Source organism: Providencia sp. AGC89 (assembly GCF_053543535.1).
This window is the reverse complement of the sequence record NZ_JBIXLP010000026.1, coordinates 13,685-36,288: the sequence shown is the minus strand read 5'-3', so window position 1 is coordinate 36,288 and position 22,604 is coordinate 13,685. Positions and strand designations below refer to the sequence as shown.

General features: G+C 39.3%; 20 protein-coding genes and 1 pseudogene. 8 read left to right on the top strand and 13 right to left on the bottom strand.

The annotated features are described in order from the left end of the window. Positions 1–387: pseudogene (locus ACIPUA_RS06645) on the bottom strand (IS1 family transposase); the annotation flags it as partial. Between the two features lie 50 nt (positions 388–437). Between ACIPUA_RS06645 and ACIPUA_RS06640 the strand changes: the two are divergent. Continuing rightward, positions 438–2,531, top strand: a complete 2,094-nt coding sequence (locus ACIPUA_RS06640) for a TonB-dependent receptor domain-containing protein (protein ID WP_449059456.1) — start codon at positions 438–440, stop codon at positions 2,529–2,531. Positions 2,532–2,588: 57 nt separating this feature from the next. On the opposite strand, the gene ACIPUA_RS06635 is transcribed toward ACIPUA_RS06640, so the two are convergent. Next, complete coding sequence (locus ACIPUA_RS06635) at positions 2,589–2,930, bottom strand: carboxymuconolactone decarboxylase family protein (RefSeq protein ID WP_042844196.1); 342 nt, start codon at positions 2,928–2,930, stop codon at positions 2,589–2,591. 350 nt (positions 2,931–3,280) lie between these two features. Further along, positions 3,281–3,631, bottom strand: coding sequence for a divalent-cation tolerance protein CutA (cutA, locus tag ACIPUA_RS06630; RefSeq protein WP_042844194.1), 351 nt, complete (start codon positions 3,629–3,631; stop codon positions 3,281–3,283). Positions 3,632–4,318: 687 nt separating this feature from the next. Between cutA and ACIPUA_RS06625 the strand changes: the two genes are divergently transcribed. Beyond that, positions 4,319–5,791 carry an anion permease gene (locus ACIPUA_RS06625; RefSeq protein ID WP_042844193.1) on the top strand — a complete coding sequence of 491 codons (1,473 nt, stop codon included), beginning with the start codon at positions 4,319–4,321 and terminating at the stop codon, positions 5,789–5,791. A gap of 70 nt (positions 5,792–5,861) precedes the next feature. Here the strand turns inward: ACIPUA_RS06625 and ACIPUA_RS06620 are convergent, their stop codons facing one another. Next, positions 5,862–6,074, bottom strand: a complete 213-nt coding sequence (locus tag ACIPUA_RS06620) for a hypothetical protein (RefSeq protein WP_042844192.1) — start codon at positions 6,072–6,074, stop codon at positions 5,862–5,864. A gap of 343 nt (positions 6,075–6,417) precedes the next feature. Here ACIPUA_RS06620 and ACIPUA_RS06615 point away from each other — a divergent pair, with 343 nt between their 5' ends. Both ACIPUA_RS06615 and ACIPUA_RS06610 read left to right on the top strand, forming a co-directional pair. Then, positions 6,418–7,290 (top strand): DMT family transporter, encoded by an 873-nt coding sequence (locus tag ACIPUA_RS06615; RefSeq protein WP_048606911.1) that lies wholly within the window; start codon positions 6,418–6,420, stop codon positions 7,288–7,290. A gap of 236 nt (positions 7,291–7,526) precedes the next feature. Beyond that, positions 7,527–7,847, top strand: coding sequence for a hypothetical protein (locus tag ACIPUA_RS06610; RefSeq protein WP_042844190.1), 321 nt, complete (start codon positions 7,527–7,529; stop codon positions 7,845–7,847). Between the two features lie 60 nt (positions 7,848–7,907). On the opposite strand, the gene ACIPUA_RS06605 is transcribed toward ACIPUA_RS06610, so the two are convergent. Then, positions 7,908–8,999, bottom strand: a complete 1,092-nt coding sequence (locus ACIPUA_RS06605; protein WP_042844189.1) for an NADH:flavin oxidoreductase/NADH oxidase — start codon at positions 8,997–8,999, stop codon at positions 7,908–7,910. Positions 9,000–9,593: 594 nt separating this feature from the next. Between ACIPUA_RS06605 and ACIPUA_RS06600 the strand changes: the two genes are divergently transcribed. From ACIPUA_RS06600 to ACIPUA_RS06585, 4 genes are all read left to right on the top strand, one after another. Next, complete coding sequence (locus ACIPUA_RS06600) at positions 9,594–10,910, top strand: CitMHS family transporter (protein WP_042844188.1); 1,317 nt, start codon at positions 9,594–9,596, stop codon at positions 10,908–10,910. 265 nt (positions 10,911–11,175) lie between these two features. Next, positions 11,176–11,994, top strand: a complete 819-nt coding sequence (locus ACIPUA_RS06595) for a VanW family protein (protein WP_449059455.1) — start codon at positions 11,176–11,178, stop codon at positions 11,992–11,994. Between the two features lie 227 nt (positions 11,995–12,221). Beyond that, positions 12,222–12,929 (top strand): RNA ligase family protein, encoded by a 708-nt coding sequence (locus ACIPUA_RS06590; RefSeq protein ID WP_071548838.1) that lies wholly within the window; start codon positions 12,222–12,224, stop codon positions 12,927–12,929. Beyond that, on the top strand, positions 12,929–14,068 hold the full coding sequence (locus ACIPUA_RS06585) for an AAA family ATPase (protein ID WP_042844186.1): 1,140 nt from the start codon (positions 12,929–12,931) through the stop codon (positions 14,066–14,068). The genes ACIPUA_RS06590 and ACIPUA_RS06585 overlap by 1 nt, the downstream gene beginning before the upstream one ends. A 45-nt stretch (positions 14,069–14,113) precedes the next feature. Here ACIPUA_RS06585 and ACIPUA_RS06580 read toward each other — a convergent pair whose 3' ends face one another. The 8 genes from ACIPUA_RS06580 to citC form a co-directional block, all read right to left on the bottom strand. Then, entirely contained in the window at positions 14,114–15,166 is a 1,053-nt protein-coding gene (locus tag ACIPUA_RS06580; protein ID WP_449059454.1) for a 4-oxalomesaconate tautomerase, read from the bottom strand. A 376-nt stretch (positions 15,167–15,542) separates the two neighbouring features. Beyond that, the gene (locus tag ACIPUA_RS06575; protein WP_048606916.1) at positions 15,543–16,976 is read right to left on the bottom strand and encodes an anion permease; all 1,434 of its coding nucleotides are present in this window, start codon (positions 16,974–16,976) and stop codon (positions 15,543–15,545) included. A 205-nt stretch (positions 16,977–17,181) separates the two neighbouring features. Continuing rightward, positions 17,182–18,114 (bottom strand): triphosphoribosyl-dephospho-CoA synthase CitG, encoded by a 933-nt coding sequence (citG, locus tag ACIPUA_RS06570; protein ID WP_449059453.1) that lies wholly within the window; start codon positions 18,112–18,114, stop codon positions 17,182–17,184. Then, positions 18,101–18,640 carry a citrate lyase holo-[acyl-carrier protein] synthase gene (gene citX / locus ACIPUA_RS06565; protein ID WP_042844183.1) on the bottom strand — a complete coding sequence of 180 codons (540 nt, stop codon included), beginning with the start codon at positions 18,638–18,640 and terminating at the stop codon, positions 18,101–18,103. Before citX ends, citG begins: the two co-directional genes overlap by 14 nt. 2 nt (positions 18,641–18,642) lie before the next feature. Then, a complete protein-coding gene (citF, locus tag ACIPUA_RS06560) occupies positions 18,643–20,169 on the bottom strand; it encodes a citrate lyase subunit alpha (protein WP_048606920.1) in 1,527 nt (508 codons plus the stop codon). A 10-nt stretch (positions 20,170–20,179) separates the two neighbouring features. Next, the gene (gene citE, locus ACIPUA_RS06555; RefSeq protein ID WP_048606922.1) at positions 20,180–21,076 is read right to left on the bottom strand and encodes a citrate (pro-3S)-lyase subunit beta; all 897 of its coding nucleotides are present in this window, start codon (positions 21,074–21,076) and stop codon (positions 20,180–20,182) included. Next, on the bottom strand, positions 21,076–21,372 hold the full coding sequence (gene citD / locus ACIPUA_RS06550) for a citrate lyase acyl carrier protein (protein WP_042844180.1): 297 nt from the start codon (positions 21,370–21,372) through the stop codon (positions 21,076–21,078). The genes citE and citD overlap by 1 nt, the downstream gene beginning before the upstream one ends. Beyond that, positions 21,369–22,445 carry a [citrate (pro-3S)-lyase] ligase gene (citC, locus tag ACIPUA_RS06545; RefSeq protein WP_048606925.1) on the bottom strand — a complete coding sequence of 359 codons (1,077 nt, stop codon included), beginning with the start codon at positions 22,443–22,445 and terminating at the stop codon, positions 21,369–21,371. Before citC ends, citD begins: the two co-directional genes overlap by 4 nt. Positions 22,446–22,604: the final 159 nt, after the last annotated feature.

Below are 22,604 nucleotides of genomic sequence, written 5' to 3'. Positions count from 1 at the left end.
GTTCCCAGGCATACCAAAGCCAGCGTTGTTGTTTCTTATTAGCCACAAAAGACCACTGTTCATCGACTTCACAAAGGAGTTCAATGTGCAAATTATCAAGCGGTAAAGACGTTACCTGCTTCGGCGAGAGTTTTTTAAAGTACGAACAACCGCATTAATGCTGATATGAAGGGCCCTAGCAGTATCACGAATACCGGCATTATTCATCGTGAGGTCGATAATTTTATCTTTAGTTCCGGGTTGGCAAGCACGATATTTATAATCGAGTTGGAAGCTTCGGCAGCAATCTTGGCAACGATAACGTTGATGACCAGTGCTACCTAATCCATGTTTTTTCACTGGGAGCGTTTGTTGACAAAATGGGCACCTTACATCGACTTTAGCCATGAATATTCTCCGATAAATTACCCTATATTACAGGTTAATCACCGGATTGAATACATGACCCTAATTCGGATATATTTGCTAATGAGACCTCTCTTCAAATAAATAATGCCAGAAATGAAGCAGGTGCTTTAGATATTGGTATTCGAGGTCTACAAGGTAATGGCCGAGTGCCTATTATTATCGATGGTAGTTTGCAATCGACGAATACATGGCGAGGTTATCAAGGTAGCACCGATAGAACCTATATTGATATGGATTTGGTTGATACCATAGAGATCGAAAAAGGAGCATCGATGAGTAAATTCTCCGGCGGTGCTATCGGTGGAACAGTTAAATTAAAAACGTTATCTGCTAATAGTATTATCCCCCAAGGAGAGCAGTTCGGGTTTTTATTTAAAGGAAATATTTATAACAATAACCGACGGCCTTCTATAGCATCAGAGGAAGGGCGGGAGTCAGAGTATCGGTTATCTAATGGTGTTAAAAATAGTCATTTTAATAATGGTTCCATAACCACTGGTATTGCCTATAGAAATGATAAGTTTGACGTGTTAATTGCGCATAGTGACAGAAAACAAGGCAATTTTTTTGCAGGGAAAAATGGTTATCATAAATATTCATCCACAGATGCACCGATAAAACCCGGGCAAGAAGTGGTTAATACGAGTTATGAAAGTCAGTCAACATTATTAAAGACGAATATTTATCTTAACCCATATTCTAGTATTGAATTAAATTATCGTCGCCACGAACAGCAAGCTGGTGAAGTTTTAGCTGCTTATTGGTATCAGTATGATAATAAAATGCCACAGTGGTCGTTAGGAACCGCAAATATAGATACCGCGTCATTAAACTACTCGTATAAACCTGATTCTTTATGGGTTGATATGAATTTAGGAGTATGGTGGACGAAAGGTAAGTTTAAGCAACGTAATGGTACATCGGATAATGTAAATGCTCATTATGGTGATCAATATAAACACCGTTATACCGATGAGCGGCTTGGATTTAATTTAGAAAATACTTCCGAGCTTGCCGCGTATCCCATCGGGATTACATATGGTGTGGAATATATGCAGCAGAAATCAAAGCCACTTAGTAAGACTTATCAGCCGATATGGACACCCGATGGAACACTAGAGGGGGACGAACTGACGCCGGTAACACGTAATGCGAAAGGTATTAATACATCCGCATTTACTAACGTTGAGTACCAAGGTGATTGGGTCACGGCGCTGGCGGGTTGGCGCATCCACTCGTTTGATGTTGATGACCATGTTCAAGGGAAAAGCCTTCATTACGGGCCAAAGAATGATTTATTCGGTGAATTGCGTTTTCATATGACGAATGAATTGGATATTTATACTAAATATTCAGATAGTTATAGAGAACCTAGTTTATTTGAAACAACGGCATCCGGTCAGACTTACTCTTATAGCCCTAACTCCCCACTAAAACCTGAGCATGCCAAGTCGTTTGAGGTTGGCATGAACCTTGAAAAAAATAACTTGATTGCCGATGAAGATGTTGCCGAGTTGCGGGTGGCGTATTTTAATAATGATATCAAAGATTATCTTTCACAAGGTGTGAACCCTAAATTGGAGGATTGGTCATCACCTTACGTCATAACCAAAAACTATGACAGGTTTAAGCTTTCAGGTTATGAGGTTGAATTAAAATACAATTCAAATTATGCATTTGGTTCCGTTGATGCCACTTTTTATAACAATGCAGAACTTTGCTCTCGGGATGAAATGGCGCTAGGGAGTTTACCATCTGCTTGTAATTCGGTTGGTTTTGCATGGGGGTTATCACCTTCACGTATTCCACCCAAGAAAGTTGTCACCGGAATTGTTGGGGTAAAAATGTTTGATCAAAAATTACAAACAGGTTTACGTGTACGTTATAACTCTGGGAAAGATTACCCACAAGAATGGCTAGCTGGAACAGCTGCAGCACCTGTTACCAAGCTGTATTCCACGACAACATTTGATTTGTTAGGTAAATACTCTATTCAGAAAAATATCCATGTGAATTTTAATATTGATAACTTGACGAATCGTTATGCATTTGACCCAGGAACCGTTATTTATATGCCAATTCCAGGAAGAACCTTCAGGCTTGGGTTAGAAGCGACTTTTTAAATTGCAATCAATTTAGTTGTCTCTGAGCCAGTAGATTCAGAGACAACATTAATATATTTATTTACTTGTAAATTGCTTGTATGCACTCATGGTCTCTGCTGCGTACATTGCAGAAGGCCCACCCCCCATAAAAATGGCCACACCGAGTGCTTCTGCTAACTCTTGTTCGGTAACACCTAAATCAACCAGTATTTTGGTGTGAAAACCAATACAGCCATCACAACGATTTGCCACAGCAATACCGATAGCAATCAATTCCTTTGTTTTTTTATCTAATGCACCATCTTGGCTACCTGAACTAACTAGGTTAGAAAAATTTTTCATCACATCAGGAATATGCTTAGCGAGTTCAGGCAAATTTTGGCTGATATGAGTTGTTATTTGTTTGAAGTCTGACATTTCTTCCTCACTATATTTATGTTATTTATATTATATAATTTAATATAATGTAATCATGTAAATGATCAACCGGTATTTGCGTGAAATATAAACAATGAATTAAAATATGTTAAATTTAGCTTATGTTGGGTTTTTGGGTTTGGTGGTGAGTTTAAGGCGTATAGAAAAGTGTTCTGGAATTTTAGGTAAAAAAAAACCTCCAAACATTAAGGAGGGAAAATAAATATAAAGCGAGCCTATTGGTATACCACTAATTATGTATAAACCATACCCGACCAGTAAAATAATTTTGTAAAAAAATAAATAAGCCGCTGAGTTGTAAAATAATGTTTATTAATTCATGTAGATAGCTATTTTTTAACGGAATTAATTAACCATTGTAAATAATTATCTTCGACTTGGCTTGGGTCAAGACGAATAAGTTCTGGTGTTTCGTATGGGTGAATTTCTTTTATTGCATTAAATAAACTGAGCTGATTATCGTGTGTTGTCTTAATCAAAAGCAAAATTTCTTTATCTTGTGTAATGTTACCTTGCCAAAGATATATAGATACCACTTCTGGTAATAGTGAAACACAGGCTGCAAGGCGATTCGCTAAAATATGTTGTGCAATTTTAATTGCACTTTCATGGCTATTCGTTGTACATAGCACAATGCAAGGTTGATGATTACTAGTGGTATAAGTGTTCATGGTAGACATTTAATTTCCTTATCAGTCATATTTAGAAATGAAACTACTATTAATGTTAGATTAAATATTCACACTGTGTATGGAAACAAGGCATAATATTTATAGTTATTTCTAATTGGAATTATTAGGTTAGGTAACAATACTTTTAATAAAGAGAGTCATATTGGTTTAATTCGGTTATCTGGTTTGTTTTTAAGCTGTGTAAGTATTATTACTGTTCATTTTGGTTTTTTTTTAATCAATTGTGCGTGGTGTGGTATTTTTATCCACTCAAAAAAAATAACACTATTTACTATTTTTATTTTATTAATTCGATTCAGCCTGCAAAAATAGAGGAAAAAACATAAATAAAATTGAAATTTTAGTATATTAGGTAATATCGAAATAATTTACTGATTACAATGAATAGTTAACTGTATTGACATCATCAAATGTGAGAATTATTAATTCGCTGTATAGGTTCACTCTTTAAAATAAGAGTGTGGCCCTCTATTTTTTTAAAAAATGAGTCAATATAACCTTATAATTATATATTACTTATTGTTACAAAATAGTCTGGCTATTTTTAATAGAACCAAGCTACTCACTGATAATGATCAAAGTTTTTGAGCTGTATTGTTAACATAATGATAAAAATCAGAATATATAACTGAAATTAATCTGTATTTCCATCTTTATACGTACATGGATAACCTTATGAATAAGTTAACACCTTTAAAGCCTGTACCGACCTTAATCGCAGTTGCCATTACGCTAATAATTTGGTTCTTGATCCCTGTACCTGAAGGGGTTAATCCAAATGCTTGGCACCTTTTAGCATTATTTGTTGGCACAATTGCCGCCATTATAGGTAAAGCATTACCTATTGGTGGTGTTTCTATTGTGGCTATTTCTTTAGTTGCTGTAACCGGAGTCACTAATCCAGAATCAACCAAAGGCGCTATTGCTGACGCATTAAGTGGTTTTTCCAATGACTTAATTTGGTTGATTGGTATTTCTATTATGGTTTCCATGAGCCTAAATAAGACAGGTCTTGGGGCTCGGATAGGTTATTATGTGATTTCCCTATTCGGTAAAAAAACACTCGGTATAGCTTATTCATTAGCAATTGCAGAAACCATTCTTGCACCAGTAACGCCAAGTAATACCGCTCGGGGCGGGGGGATTATTCACCCCATTATGCGTTCTATTTCGGATAGCTTTGGGTCAAAAGCTGAAGATGGGACCTCAAGTAAAATAGGGCGTTATTTATCGCTGGTTAATTACAATATTAACCCCATTACCTCTGCGATGTTTATTACTGCCACTGCACCAAACCCATTGATAGTAAGTTTGATCATTAGTGAAACTAGTCAAAGTAATGAATTGACTTGGGGTATGTGGGCAATAGCTGCATTTGTACCTGCCATTGTGTCATTAATCTTAATGCCTTTGGTGATCTATTTTATGTATAAACCAGAAATTACCTCAACACCTGATGCCCCGAATTTTGCTAAAGAGCGTTTGAAACAGTTGGGTGCGGTTTCATTACCCGAAAAAATAACCCTTGCTGTTTTCGGGCTGCTATTATTGATGTGGGCTGGTGTGCCCGCCATGGTTTTTGGTCCAGCCTATAGTGTTAATGCTACCACTGCTGCTTTTATTGGTTTGAGTATTTTATTAGCAACAGGGGTTATTAATTGGGATGATGTGCTGAAAAATAAAGGGGCTTGGGATACGGTAGTATGGTTCTCTGCTTTGGTTATGATGGCGACCTTCTTAGGCAAACTAGGCTTAATTAAATGGATGTCAGTGACTGTTGGTAGCACGATTGACAGTATGGGAATAAGCTGGGTGTGGGGGATGCTAATCCTTGTTTTAATTTATGTTTATTCACATTACTTCTTTGCAAGTACCACAGCGCACATTACAGCAATGTATGCGGCATTTTTCTCCGCAGGTTTAGCGCTTGGTGCTCCGCCAATGTTATTAGCTTTAACGTTAGCTTTCTCATCTTCACTAATGATGTCATTAACGCATTATGGTACAGGGACAGCGCCGATTATTTTTGGTTCGGGTTATGCGACGTTAGGCGAATGGTGGAAAACGGGTTTTGTCATGAGTGTTGTAAATTTAGCCGTTTGGTTCTTTATCGGTAGCATTTGGTGGAAATTCTTAGGTTACTGGTAATAGTGAAAAATTTATCTAGTTAGAATAAAAAATCGGGCGAACAGCCCGATTTTTTATTGGTGTTTTTAACTTAAAAAAATAATGTGCTAATCACAGTAATGATAGCCGCGACGATTAGCGCAATTAACATCACATGCCCCCAACTGATCATATAGGGGGATTTCATTGCATGTTGCCATAATAAGCTTATTTCATCAGCATGTGCATATTTGCGAGTATTAATGGCATTTTTAACGTTATTAACTATATCGGTGGTAGTGTCGGCATTTTTTTGCATCATCATGATTACTTGCCTTTTATTAAGGTAATGATATGTGGCTTATTTTGTCTGCTGTGATTATTTCAGATATGTAAAGTCAGAAAAATTGATGGGGTTTTATACAAACTTCCTCCTTTTTTACGATAAAACTCGGTTTCAGTTAAATAAATAAGGGAAAAGGAAGTTTAAGCGCTAAATTAGCTTCATTAAGAGGAAATGGTTACTCATCTAAGGTCATATTTATGCTTTTTGGATAAGTATTTTTTTATTTGGAAAATGAATTAACAAAGCGAATAAATATGATTGGTTTGCCTACAAAAGCCAGTATGATGTAAGTGCTTGAGGGTGAATTTATTTAGAGGAACACATGTATTCGCAAAGAAAGGCAGAATTTTTCTTAGTGCTGACCACGATAATTGCAGCTTGGGGGTGGGTTTTTTCTCGCGAAGCTGTACAGGGAATGCCTATATTCGCCTTTCTCGGCAGCCGCTTCTTATTAGCCGCCATAATTTTACTGCCATTTTGTCGCGGAAAGAAAAATAAAGTAACTCTTCAACAACTGCCAAAAATATTAATGACAGGCGGTTGGATGGCATTGAATATGGTGTTATGGATCTACGCAGTGGCAACAACGGATTCGATAGGGGAAGGGGCATTCATTATGAGCCTAGCCATGCTATTTGTTCCTTTAGTTGCGTGGGTCATTTTAAAAAATAAGCCAGTGCGTTATTTTTGGCAAGCCCTTCCTGTTGCTGTAGTGGGTTTGGCGTGCTTAACTTTATTTAAGGCACAACTTGAATTTAAGGCGAGCCAACTATGGTTTCTTTGTGCTGCTATCGTCCAAGCTATTTATTTTTGTTATACCAGCTTATATACCAGAACCGTGCCGCTTTTACCTTTAACGACAATACAATTAGCTTGCACAGGTACTGTAGGATTGGTGCTATCCATCTTTTTGGAAGAGTGGCCTGCCAGTATTACTGCACCGACGATGATGTGGTTTATTGCAAGTGTGGTGATAGCGACGAGTTTACGGTTTATTTTACAGCTTATTGGCCAGAAAAACACAACAGCTGCAAACGCTGCAATTATTATGATCCTAGAGCCTGTTATGACAGTATTTGTTGCGGCTATTTGGTATCACGAACGGATGCCTTTGATTCAAATCGTGGGTTGTATATTGATTTTATGTGCTTTATTTTATTATCGTTGGCGTTGTTCAAATTCGCTACCTAAGTGAAATTAAATTATAAAAATAACTTAATGATTGCAGATCTTTTATAGGAAAACGTCTATGATTAATAGTAACAATCATAGATAGGAATATTTATCTAAATTAGAAGTTCTTATTTTGTATATTAAGATTAATGGTGTTGTAAATATAAATTATCTATCCAAAATAGCGAAGTACTAAGACGATAATTTGTTTATTGTTGTCTTCTTGGGTCAAGCGCTTAATGAGAAAATGGGCATAAGATGAAAAAATTAGCATTAATATTGGGTATGGTTGGGGCAGTAGCTGTGTTATCTGCATGTTCTGATGAAAAGGCAGAAATTGCTGAATATAAAACTAACTTTGTGAATACTTGTGTTGCAGGGTCAGGGAATCCACAGGGCGAAACAGCAAATGCTGTTTCAGCGATATGCGGATGTGCCTATGACAAAACAATTGAGAAATATGGCTTAGCTGAATTTAAACGTATTGATGGTGAATTGGCTAAGTCAGGTGATGCAGAACCTGAATTCCAAAAATCCATGATCGAATTTGTTCAGCAGTGTTCGCAAAACGCACGTTAGTCGCTTTAAACCCGCAGTTTGATGGCTATTCATCGTATAAGTGCTGCGGGTTTTTTATTTCTATTTAAATAAATTTTTAAACTGATGTGGTGCACAACGTAAATATTGTGGTGCAACATTAACTTGCTGATTTAATTCACAAGCAGCTCTCCATGGCCAGCGTGGCTCAAATAAAATCCCCCGCCCAATAGCGACAAAATCCGCTTGATGAGTCGCCAGAATAGCCTCTGCTTGTAATGGCTCTGTAATAAGGCCAACAGCAATAACAGGCATCATAGTATGTTCATTAATTGCTTGAGCCAATGGAACTTGGTAATTAGGGCTTAAAGGAATTTGTTGTTCCGCAGATAGGCCACCTGAGGAGACATGGATATAGTCACAGCCTAAATCTTCTAATATTTCAGTAAGCTCGATAGATTCGGGAACGCTCCATCCGTGTTCAAGCCAGTCAGTTGCGGAAATTCGAACGCCAACTGCAATATTTGGGCTAATTGTTTCTCTAATTTCATGAAAAATATTCACTAATAAGCGACTTCGGTTCTCGAAGCTCCCCCCATATTCATCTTGGCGTTGATTTGAAACTGGGGATAGGAATTCATGCAATAAATACCCATGAGCTGCGTGAATTTCAATGACGTCAAATCCAGCTTGTTCTGCTCGTTTTGCTGCATCAATAAATTGTTTTTTGATTTCAATAATTTGTTCAATAGTTAACTCACGTGGTAGGTAGTTATCACCAAAAGCAAGCGCGGATGGTGCAACGGTTTGCCACCCATGAGGGTCAGTTGCTTGAAGGCTTTTTCCACCAAACCAAGGTAAATCAGTAGAGGCTTTTCTACCTGCATGGGCTATTTGCACTCCTAAACGTGCATTCGAATATTGCCTAATATCTACCAGCATTTGCTGCATGGCGGCCATTTGTTCATCATTCCACAGCCCTAAATCCTTGTGTGTAATACGTCCTTCGGGCGTAACTGCACTAGCTTCCATAATGACTAATGAAGCACCAGACAAAGCGAGGTTCATATAATGCGCCTTGTGCCACGGCGTTGGCATCCCATTGTCTGCTGAATATTGACACATAGGTGGAACGATAATTCTATTTTCTAGTGAAACTTGGCCTATTGATGCGGATGAAAAAAGATGACTCATAGGAACATTCCTTTTTAGATAACTTTAGTTATTCTTATATTATACCTAGTTTATTTTGGTCTTTTTGTGAGATGGTGTGATATTGCAAATCAACCTTACCTTTACATAAAGTTGAAACTAAAAAGCAAGTAGTTTTTTGGATCTTTGAAAAACATAAAAAAAAGTATAAATCCCTGTGTTGATGGCTAAAAAATAGCTGAAATACTTAAAAAAATAGCATAAAAAATAAAATAGTAGAGTAAATATATTATCTTGGTATTTATAATTCTGTCACTTATAAATTAAATAAATAATCACCAATATATAATGGTTTTAATTTCACCTTATGGTTTTAATGGTTGTAATAGAAAAATACACTGGTTTTTTATTTTAAATAGTGATTTTAATTAGTGTGAACAAGTTGTTATCGCAGCAAAAATATAAAAATAGCCTTGCACTTGTTTCTAATGGTTTATATAAGCAACATACTGATATTGAATCAAATAGACAATTTAATTACGCAATTTGCATAGTCGTAAAATAGCATTAAATAATTAGGCTAGTTAATTAAAGCTTATTTCACCTGAAAAATATAATTCTAAGAAGGAAGTCGATGTGTTAACAATTATTGGTATTTTAATCATTGTATCTATCGTGACATTGCTCATGATGGGAAAAGTGAGCCCTATTATCGCAATGTCCTGTATACCATTTATTGGTGCATTATTTGCAGGATATTCTGTAGCGGAAATTTCAGTTTTCTTCGAGAGTGGGATTAATAAAGTCTCGAAAGTCGCTGCAATGTTTCTATTTGCCATCTTGTTTTTTAGCTTGATGAAAGATCTCCATATTTTTGACCCATTAATTCGGATAATGGTCAAAATGACTCGTGGAAATATTGTTGTTGTTTGTATTATGACTACCCTAATCGCGGGTATTGTCCATTTAGATGGCTCAGGAGCAGCAACATTTTTAATTATTATCCCTGCATTATTACCTTTATATCGACAGCTAGGTATGAGCCCATATTTAATGTTATTACTGATGTGTGCAAGCATGGGGGTGATGAATATGGTGCCTTGGGGAGGGCCTTTAGGGCGCGCCTCTGCAGTCACTGGAATTGACGCATCAACTTTATGGCAGCAACTTATACCTGTTCAATTAATTGGTATGGGTGGCGCTGTGGTATTCGCTATTATTATGGGTTTGCGTGAGAAACGCCGCATAGCTTCCGCACGGTTGAAAGGGACGACGCCGTATGAGATGGATTCATTATTACCTGCGAGTGAAGAAATTGGCGAAATCAATGAAACTATCCAAAAGCCTAAAAAGCCATTAATTAATGGTGGTTTAATTGTTGCATCGGTGGTGTGTCTGGCATTTGGTTTATTATCAGCTCCATATGTATTTATGATAGCACTATCAATCGCACTGATGGTGAACTTCCCTAACCCTAGAGACCAAATGAAGGTCTTATCTGCTCATGCGCCACAAGCACTAGGTATGGTCGCGATTATACTTGCAGCTGGAGCATTTTTGGGGATTTTATCTGAAGGGGGAATGCTTGAGTCGATAGCAAAAGATTTAACTGCTATTTTACCAATGGAATGGGTATCAAAAGTGCATATCTTTGTTGGTATTTTGGGTGTGCCGATGGATATATTCACCAGTACAGATGCTTATTATTTTGCTTTATTACCGATAATTCAACAAATTGCAGCCACTGTTGGGGTAGACCCATCTGCTGTTGTTTACTCTATGGCTATTGGTAATAATGCAGGGACTTTTGTTAGCCCATTTTCACCGGCAGCTTGGTTAGCCATGGGGCTAGCGGGGATTGATATGGGGCGTCACCTGCGTTATTCATTTGGGTGGATTTGGCTATTTAGTCTATTTTTACTTGGCGCTGGTGCGGTACTCGGTCTCTACTAATTGGCTTTCGCGCCGCAGTGTTGTTGGCTTTAAAAGTAACCCCTAGTCATACATTGGTATGTTCTAGGGGTTACTTTTTGTCGCCTAGTTGCAATAGCATCAGATTAGAATACATCCAGTTTATTTTTTGGTTTGTAATCTGTAGTCGGTACAGGTACCAAGGTGATTGAATAGCTATATTGCGAATTATCAGATAGTTACTATGTCGTAAAATTTACGGTTATGACATGATTTATTGGTTAATTATTATCAATAAGGTTTTGTTATGCGTCGGCCACTTTCTTCTTATCATCCTATCCTCTATTGGCTGCGTGTGACTCAAAAACGTCTAGCTCGAAGACTGCATTGGGCATTTTCCTCTCAATATTATGCGAAAGCGAAATCTTCTGAACGTCTTGAATATCGCTACAATAAGCACACATCCAAATTAATCCGCAAATTAGGTGAGTCGGATTTACGTTTGCAGTACAACAAAGTGACTAACTTGCGCATAGCCATTAAAGCCATGAATGGTATTACGATATACCCTGGGGAGTATTTTTCCTTTTGTCGATTAGTGGGAAAGCCCACAGCGCGTAGGGGGTTTCTTGAGGGGATGGAATTATCATTTGGCGAAGCTAGTAGTGGTATTGGTGGTGGAATTTGCCAGCTCAGTAACCTAATACACTGGATGATTTTGCACTCACCATTACAGGTGGTTGAGCGTGCTAATCATAGTTTTGACCCTTTTCCTGATGAGGGCAGAGTATTGCCGTTTGGCTCAGGCGCTGCCATTTTTTATAATTACATCGACCTTGTCTTTTACAACCCAACTCAAAGTGCATTTCAATTGGTTTTTAATATTGCTGAGCACCAACTTGAAGGGGAGTTGTTATGCAGTGATCCGCGAGAGGCGAAATACCATATTTATGAGAAAAACCATAAATTTACCCGTGAAAAAGGGGTGATTTATCGCCACAATGAAATTTGGCAAAAAGTGACGACTAAAGGGCAAGAACCAGTCACTTTGCAAGATAATTGTTTGTACTGCAATAAAATCGTAGTGAAATACCCTATTGATGAAAGCCGAATTGTTATCGAATAACTGCGTTTTTCATGAGTTTAGGAATAAATTGATAGTTTTTTCCTTGACAGTTAAGTTAGGATCTCACTGAATATAACACAAACAGGCCTAGAGAAAACGCTAGGCAGTATCAATATGAGGCCGACACTCGGACTAGATATGTAATACCAACACTTGATTTCTCAACAATAAAAGAAGCAAATCTTGCAAAAGATTTGTTGTGATTTCTATTTTTTAGAGAAAGCATGATGAATATGCAATCAAGAAAGTATGGTAGAACGTATCATTATCCGTTCTCACCCGGTACGACTAGTGACGATCGCATCAATAGCGATTGGTGGTCGCACATCCAAAATATTGGGCAATTAATTCACACAGAAAAACTCGATGGCGAAAACAATTGTTTAAATCGCTATGGTGTGTTTGCACGCTCTCATGGCGCGCCAACACAATCTGCATGGAGCCAACAGATACGTCAGCGTTGGCAGTTAATTAAAGATGATTTAGGTGATATCGAACTATTCGGTGAAAATCTTTATGCTGTGCATTCCATTGAGTATCAGCATATTGAAGACTATTTTTATCTGTTTGCCGTTAGGCAAGGGGGTTATTGGCTTAGTTGGGAAGAAGTGCAATTTTATGCAGCATTATTTGATTTCCCTACGGTGCCTCAGTTGGATTTATCATTGAATAAGAATATGTCTGAGCAAGAATATACCCGTGGATTAATAGAAGCCGCATCCCAAGATAGCCAATTTATTGCCTATGATACACATATAGGCAAAGCATGTAGCATGGAAGGTATTGTTAGCCGTGATAGCCAAGCCTTCCCAGTAGATGATTTTATGTCGCATGTATTTAAATATGTGCGTAAAAATCATGTCAAAACAGATATCCACTGGAAGCGTAATTGGCAAAGAGCCAAACTGGCTTTTGAATATCAAGGAGGGCAATGATGAGCTGGCAATTGACAAAAAACCGCGATTGGTCGCAGCTTGAAGCTCAATTTGATTTTATCCGCGACATGCAAAATGTACCACAAGATAGCTTGCACCATGCAGAGGGTAATGTGGCTATTCATACCCAAATGGTGTTAGCCGCGCTTGAAAGTTTGCCTGAATATCAGCAACTATCACCGTTTAAGCAGCAGGTGGTTTGGACTGCGGCATTATTGCATGACGTAGAAAAACGCAGTACCACACGTGAAGATGAAGAGGGGCGAATTCATTCACCGGGGCACGCTAAAAAAGGTGAGTTATCTGTACGGAATATATTATTTCGTCAAATAGAAACACCTTTTGCCATTCGTGAACATATTGCTGCATTAGTGCGTTTTCACGGCTTACCGTTATGGATAATGGAAAAACCAGACCCTGAGCGTACTTTATTTGCCGCCTCTTTACGTGTCGAAATGCCGTTGTTGTGTATGTTGGCGAAAGCGGATGCAATAGGCCGAACTTGTGAAGATAAAGCTGATTTACTCGCTAGAATTGAGCTGTTTGAATTATTTTGTCGTGAGCAAGATTGTTGGGATAAGCCTAAATCATTTGCCTCTTTAGCGGGCCGTTTCCAATATTTTCACTACCAGAAGGGCACGGCAGATTACCTCCCTTTTGAGGAGTTTGGTAGCGAAGTGATTATGTTATGCGGTTTACCCGGTATGGGGAAGGATCACTTTGTAAAACAGTTTTATCCACAAACTCAAATAATTTGCCTCGATGATATTCGCCGAGAACATAAAATTAACCCTGCAGATAAAAATGCACAAGGGTGGGTGGCTCAACAAGCGAAAGAGCAAGCTAAAGGTTTACTGCGCACTAAAACGGATTTTATTTGGAATGCGACTTCGTTAAGCGCTTCTTTGCGAGCCAGTATGATCAGCCTATTTGAACGTTATCAAGCAAAAGTTCATTTAGTTTACTTGGAAGTGCCATTCAAGCAATGGCGGCAACAAAATCAACAACGGCAATATGCTGTTCCAGATAATATTATGGAAAGAATGGCAGGCAAGTTGGAATTACCCACTCCCGATGAAGCGCACCAAGTTTCTTATTATATTAATAGTGAGTTTGTTGAGTTGTTCGGGGAGATATAGCATGGTTTACCTGCCTCTAGGTAAGAGGCAGGTTCTCATTTTGTATTATGGAATAAACGCATCACCTTCAAATAACTTCCTTGCTGTACGGATAATTGATGCCTGTAGCCCCTCAGGAAAGTCACTTTTTGGAGTTAATGAGACTTCAAACATTCCACTGAGATGCTCAATAGCGATATTTTTCATATCCACAGAATCAATATATTGTTTCACGATACTGTCAGGTAAAAGGGTACTGGTGGCAATAGCAATAGCGCCGGTTACAGCAAGGGCACCATGACATTTATGAGGCATAAAATAGCGTACGTTGATGGTACCACCATGGATAGCAGGAGAGACCAAAATAGGTTTGGGGATCACTTTTTTGCTCACATCACCTAAACCCATTGCTGCCCCCGCTTTAATGCGAATAGCTTCCAATTTCTGCATAAATTCGCCATCTGTTTCTAATTGTTCAGCCGTCTCATAACCGGTTTTATTCATCTGAGGGGCATCAATGAGTACCACAGGCGTTGCCATATCGATGCAACTCACCTCAACACCGTCAAAGGTATCAATTGAGTGCCCAGTTGGCAGAAGTTTCCCAGTTTTAGTACCGCAGGCATTTAAAAATGTTAGCGCAACAGGTGCTGCATACCCAGGTACACCAGCAATTGAGGTTTCACCAAGGTAGTTCACTTCGCCATTAGGTGTTTGTACTGTTGAATTAATAAAGGTATTGGTATTCACATTACGAATTCTTACCGTGGTCGTGTCATGATGAATAGGGACTAAGCCTTTTTCAATGGCAAAAGGGCCAACCGCACACAGGATATTACCGCAGTTCGGCGCAGTATCGACAATCGCTTCCATAATAGAAACTTGTGCAAATAAATAGTCTATATCAGCGTCAGGGTGAGAAGAGGGGCCAATAATGGCGACTTTACTGGTTTGTGGGCTACCACCTCCAATGCCATCAATTTGTAAAGCATGACCAGAACCCATCAATGCAAGAATGAGCTTATCGCGCTGTTGAATATCGTTGGGAAGAGAATCTGCGAGTAGGAATACACCTTTCGAGGTGCCGCCACGCATTAATGTGCAAGGGATCTTTTTCATCTGTTTACCCGTTATATTTCCCGCTGTGGCGGTGTTGGCTACACTCAGTTACCCAAGTCACATACCTTTGTATGCTCCTTGGGATGCCTTCATTTGCCGCCTAGCCACAACGAGAACTATTTAGGGTAAACCCGTTGATGTTTCCCGCTGTGGCGGTGTTGGCTACACTCAGTTACCCAAGTCACATACCTTTGTATGCGCCTTGGGATGCCTTCATTTGCCGCCTAGCCACAACGAGAACTATTTAGGGGAAGCCGATAAATATTTACGCGATAGCTTAAAGGCTGCAAATAACCATAGAAGCGTGAGAAATAATGTTTAGTTAAATTGGGCACAATAATCATTGTGCCCATACCGTTATATAAAGGAGTGAGGATTAAATTAACCCAGTGTTAATTAAAATTTCCCACCAACCTAAACCGATAGTCATATGAACAAGTAAGCTAATGAATGCGACAAGGCCACCAATAATCCACCAAGAGCGAATATCGTTATAACCCGCACCGAATACGATAGGCGCAGCCGCACCACCATAGTGAGTTACACTACCACCGTAGGCATTAGAGAAAAGTAAGCCTAGAGCCAGTAGCATTGGAGGTGCACCAGCTACCATACCGACTGTCGCGAATACTGGAACCATCGCGGCGACATATGCACCACCAGAGGCAAATAAGTAACGTATTGCGACACTGATAAACATGATGACGAAGAAGGCAAGCATGGCTTGGTCGCCGAAAGAAAGGTATTGGCTCATGGTATCAGCTAACCATTTAAAGAAACCCGCTTTAGTCAGTACGCCAGACATACTGATGATCCCACCGTACCAAATCAGCGTGTTCCAGCCGCCTTTGTTTTTTAAGACATCATCCCAAGTAACAACACCAAGGATCAGGGTTAATGCCATGACGGCAATAGCAACACTGGATGCGCTTACGCCGATTAAGTCGGAAAAAATCCAGCCACAAAGCGCAATAATAAATACAATGCTGAGTAATTTTTCACGCATAGTCATCGGGCCTAATTCTTCAAGGCCTTTTGCCGCGATCTCTTTGTTATTTACTTTTTTTAATTCTGGTGGGTAAAGCTTATAAATCATTAAGGGAGTTAAAATCAGCATGATTAAGCCGGGAACTGAAGCGGCGAGTGCCCATCCACCCCAACTTAAATGGATCCCCATGATGTCGGTCATCATTGCTAATGCTAAAGCATTCGGTGCCATGGCAGTTAAAAACATATAGCTGGTGGTTTTAGTCACCATATATACGTTAACCAGTAAATAGTGACCTGCTTTACGAGGGCTTTTTTCTGGATCTGACCCTAAAGCAACCGCGACACTATTGATGATAGGAAAAACAATTCCCCCAGCTCGTGCAGTATTCGATGGGGTAGCAGGAGCAATAATTAAATCCAGAATAGCAGTGACATATCCTAACCCAAGCGTTGTTCCGCCTAGCTTACCTATTAATATATACGAGAGACGTTTCCCGAGACCGGTAATTACAAATGCGGCACTCAGTGTAAATGCAGCAAATACTAACCATGTGGTCCCAGACGCATAACCGCTGAGCACTTCACTTGCTTTGACATCTTTAGTACCTGTAATACCAATAATGACAGCACTTGCTGCAATAGTGGCTAATAAAATAACGGGTTCTGAATAGGGTTTTAATACTAACCCTACAATGGCGGCAAGATAAAGACCAAATAATAACCAAGCAATATGCGGGAGCCCAGTTGGTGTTGGTATTAAAGCAATGATAATTGGAATCGCTATTAATATAAATAGCTTCCATATTTTTTCTTTTTGCATAAGCCAATTTCCTTGATTAAATCAATATTAAATTTATTTAATATTAAATTGAATGAACTTTAATATTAGGAATTTGTTAAAATAACAATTTTTAATATGGCTGCATCTTGAATGAAAATAATAAATTGGTTTTATTAGTAATTCATTCTAAAGCGGATGTTTTTTATTAATAAATATTTAATTGGTTTTTATTTGCTTAATTAATTTAATTTTTCTTATTTCTTCCTATATTAATAATGTTGAATTTTTGTAATGTTAAACCGTGATGTTGATTTGCTAATCGGGCAAAAAACCAAGTCAATATTAATAAGTCTGCGCTGCCACCGGGGCTGACATTCTGTTGAATACATTCATTATCGAAATTTTTTACAAAAATTAAATCATTGTGGGTATTAATCCCTTGATGTAATAATTGTGTAGCGCGTTGTTTTACCCACTCTAACCCTTGAATACCTCCACGATTAACAATATTAGTGTCATCATTCAGGCTCATTAATAAAATTAAGGTATCAAGTAGGGCAATATCGTCTGCTTTATCTTTTGCGAGTTGTTGTAAATAGTAAGGGACTGCATGTTGAATGACTAACGCGTAACCATTTTGCGCTTCACCTCGAGCACCTGTTAGCCCATATTGCTGATATAGGCGGTGCCCTGCCGTTGGGGTATCAGTTGGTTTTTTTAATTCATCGGTAATTCCAACACACATTCCTGCCACTAACTGACTAATATATTGAGGCAGCACGGGTTGCTGTAAGGCAATTAAACGGCCGATTGCAGTTAATACCAACCCTAGGGAAAAAATACTGCCTTTATGCGTATTTACACCTTGAGTTGCACGGAACATGGCCGTTTCACAATTAATACCAATACTACGGATATTGATTAAAACGTTTTCTATCGGTAAATCTTTATGCTGAGCCCCTGCGAGTAGAAAATAAGGGAAATATTTTGCAATTGCATTGGCACTTAAGTGAAAATCGGTTAGTGCCATATCTTTATGGGCACCTGTGTTATGTTTATCGACTAACCCCGGTTTAGGGGTTAAATTCACTTCAGCGAGCAAAGCTTGCCAAGCTAATTGGCTGTAATGCTGAACTTGTTCTTCAGTGATAGAGTTTAACTGTTTAGCGTGTTGCATTAGCTAACTCCTCAATACGGTTAAGGATCTCACCAAGTGGGTGTGTTCGATGTCGAGCACACACCTTAGCTTCATTCTCACAAACCAAACAACGCCTTGAAGAGAGGTTTAATTGTGAGCGAGAATACTGCTGTCCGTTCGCATCAAAAACGTCAAAATCCCATAGCCGTCCCACTGGCGATAACTCTTCAATTTCAATTAACGCTTTTTTAATTTCAATTGCATCGACATCAACAGCAGCCAAACATTCCGGTCCTGTTTTTAATGCCCATGATTGTTGTGATAAAAACACCCACTGCCTGCGTGAAGCAATTTGTTTAAGCGCATTTAGTCCTTGATTAAAAACATGTCTAACAAGGGAGTTATCTTTAACCGCTCCCGGGAAAACGACAGTAAATGAAATCAAGGTTACCTGATGGAGACCAATCCATTGTTGCTGACGAGCCTGACGGGCATCACGGCTATCTAGCAGTTCAGGTAAGGAAATTTCAAATTGCTCTTGAGTATCAGGCAGTGGGTAAAACATAGTTACTCCTTCACTTGATGAACAATATCAATGACCGAACCATCGCGGTAGCGAACAACGGCCACGACCTTATCGGTAAATTCAATTGGATTAGGAGTACCAGTTAAGAGTTGTGCTCGTTCTCTTAACCAGTCCATTGAAACAGTTTTAATCCCTTGGCTTTCAAGTTGTTGTTTTAATTCAGGACGAGCTGGGTTTACTGTAATACCATGGTCCGTCACGAGAATATCAACGCTTGAGCCTGGAGTAACACAAGTTAATACTTCATCAACTAAGGTTGGGATGCGCCCGCGAACTAATGGTGCCACAATGATGGAGAGTTTTGAGGCCACCGCTGTATCACTATGACCACCTGAAGCTCCACGAATGACACCGTCAGAGCCGGTTAATACATTGACATTAAAGCGAGTATCGATTTCTAGCGCACTGAGTACCACCACATCAAGCATATCAACGGAGGCCCCTTTAGAATCAAAGCAAGCATATTGATTCGCACTGATTTCAATATGATTAGGGTTGCGGCCTAATGATTCTGCGGCGGCTTTATCAAAACTTTGTACATCTAATAATTTGCGAATTAAGCCTTTCTCATGTAAATCAACAATGGTTGACGTGATCCCGCCCAATGCAAAGCCTGCGGTAATATTGTGACGTCTCATTTTATCTTCAAGAAAACGAGTTACTGCCAGAGATGCACCGCCAGTCCCTGTTTGCAATGAAAAACCATCTTTAAAATAACCGGATTTTTCGATCACATCCGCGGCGGTACGGGCAATGAGAAGTTCCCGAGGGTTAGATGTCATACGGGTCGCATCGGCGCCAATTTTATCTGCGTCGCCTACGCGTTTTACTTTCACAATGTAGTCAACTTCATCTTGTTTAATACTGGATGGGTTATGTGGGTAATCCAATAATTCTTCTGTCAGCATGACCACTTTTTTAGCTGTTTCTGCGTCAATTTTGGCATAACCTAAAGAACCACAGCTTGCAGTTCCTGTATAGCCATTGGCATTACCGTACTCATCACAAGAAGGAACACCAATAAAGGCTACATCGATTGATAGCTCACCGCTATGTATTAAGTTTGCTCGTCCGCCATGTGAATGGATTTGTACTGGCTCATCCAATTCTCCACGTGAAATAGCCTCAGCTAATGGCCCCCGAATACCTGAAGTATAAATTTTACGAATAACGCCGTGGCGAATATGTTCAACTAAGGGGGAGTGACATGCACTTAATGAACTAGAAGCAAGGGTAAGGTTACGAAAACCCATTTCGGCAATCACTTGCATCACCATATTAACGGTAAGGTCGCCACCACGAAATGCGTGATGGAATGAAATCGTCATACCGTCTTTGAGGCCAGAACGACGGATAGCAACTTGTAAATCATCGCACAGTTTACGATTTCTCGGTTTTTGTACCTGTTGTTGTATTTTGCCAATATCTTGGAATTCTTGCTGAGTTTCATCCGTATTTGGTTGTAGGTAGGCTGATACGCGAGCCTGACGCTGAGTATTATTTGTCATTTTATTTGCCTCACTCTTCCCGAATGCCTGATAATGCTGCGCGTGATAATACAAGACGGGCTCTATCAATCACTGGGCCATCGACCATTTTTCCGTTTAAAGACACAACACCTTTACCTTCAAGGGCAGCTGAATCAGCTGCTTCAACAACACGTTGAGCATGGTCGACTTCTTTTTGAGTAGGTGCATACAGGTTATGAAGTAACTCAATTTGTCTTGGATTTATCAATGACTTGCCATCAAAGCCGAGTTGTTTAATGTGAGCGGCTTCGCGTAGAAAGCCTTCTTCATTATTAGCGTCAGAATAAACGGTATCGAAAGCTTGGATACCTGCTGAGCGTGCGGCTTGTAAAATGGCGCACCGAGCATAGAGGAGTTCAACGCCGTCAGGAGACCGCTCGGTGCGCAAATTGCGGACATAGTCCTCGGCACCTAGTGCGATGCCAATAAGTCGTTGTGATGAATGTGCAATATTAACAGCTTGGGTGATCCCCATAGGGGATTCAATGGCGGCCAGTAATCCAGTACTGCCTTCCTCACGACCACAACTTTTTTCAATACGTAGAATTTCATTTTCAATATCAATAACGTCTTGCGCAGTATCGGTTTTTGGCAAGCGAACAATATCGGCGCCACCGCGAACGACGGCCTCAAGATCGGCGACACCAAATGCGGAATCCAATGCATTGACACGAACAATAGTTTCAATATCTTGATAAAGCGGGTGTTGTAATGCGTGGTAAACTAAACGTCGAGCCGTGTCTTTTTCACGCAGTGTAACGGAGTCTTCAAGGTCAAACATCAGCGCATCTGCTTTATAAATAAAGGAGTTGCTTAGCATCGCTGCGTTTGAGCCAGGAACAAAAAGCATGCTTCTGCGTGTCCGTGATTTTTGTTGTGGAGTCATTATTTTTCCTCCCAAGGTAGGTAGTCGATATCACAAGCGCGAGCGAATAATGCTTCAAGACGTGCTCTGAGTACGCATTCCAATGCACCTTTATCATCAACGATGATTTGTGCACCTTGGATTTCATGCCGCTGTATCATTTCTTGTACGATCTGCGTGATGGCATCACCGAATTGTTTTTCGACACTGCTGGTTACTTGCACTGAAACTTCTTGAGTATCTTCTAAAGGTTCTATGCGAACCATGACATCACTTGATTCAAGCGTGCCAGCTATTGCTGCGTGTTTAATCTTCATATTTCACCTATGGCTAATTCAGAACTTTCGGTGCGGTTTATTGTGGTTGTTACTTGGTTAGCGAGCATTTCTTGTAAATATTGATATGTCGCTTCAGGCACAATCGCTTTAATTGCCGCAAGATCTTTTTTAGCGAGCAGTCTTCTAACTTGCGAGGCGGAAACCGCCGTGCCATTGATGACTATTCGCGGAAATTCAATGAGTTCTATAGGTGGAAAATTCATAGCGTCCGTTTCCAGCCAGAAGCGCATGTCTTGGTTATATTGATTAGTGACTTGGCAAAAAGGCTCAGAACCTACAAATCGATGGGTGATCCCAAGAGCTGGGGCGATATATTGACGAAAAATCTTAATATCGATCTCGGTATAACAGTTATTGGCAACCGTTTTATCTTTTATAAAGTAGCAAGGGAAAGTCGCTCGAGAAATAATATATTCAGAGCCTTTATGGATAGTGAGATTGTCTATCCCTTTTGTGCCCGCCTCAATCAAATTAAGCCTAACTTTATAAGAAAAGCGCGAGGTATCTTCTTTGACGACAAATAAATGTAGCCAATCGCACGCTTTTGCCGCTTGTTCTATCAAATAACGGTGTCCAAGGGTAAATGGATTGGCATTCATCACAATGGCGCCAATTTTTTTCCCATCTTTACGCTGTGCTTTTAAGCTTTCAATATAGCGTTTTAGATAACAGCAACTGTTTTCCATCAGCACCATGACATCAGGGACAGTTGCAATAGTATGAAAACCACATTGTTGAAATAGGCTTTCGTTCTGAAATTTGGTATAAATAAATAAATGTGTTGTGTTATTTTCATAAGCGAGATTAACAAGTTCTGTTGCTAACTTTAATGCGAGGCCTTCGCCACGAACATCATCGCTAATTGCAACGCATTTAATCACGTTTTTAGCTAATCCCCCGCATGCAATTAATTTTTCATTACGGGTTATAGTAATAAAAACGTCGATACTTGAATCAAGCTCTAAATCGTTTTCCTTTAAAAACTGAGTAATTTCAGCAAGTTTCCTGTTCTCATGACGTTTTACCTGATTAAACGTTATGTTTTCGAACATAATAGTATCCTGCATCTCATTTAGAGATGTTTTTAAAATGTTGCTAATGTTAAAGTTAATTAAATAATTATTTTTAGAATTTTTTAGTGCGCTTAATATAAGTAATTATTTAATTTCCCTTTTCAATATTAATATTAAAGAAGCTGTATTTAATATACT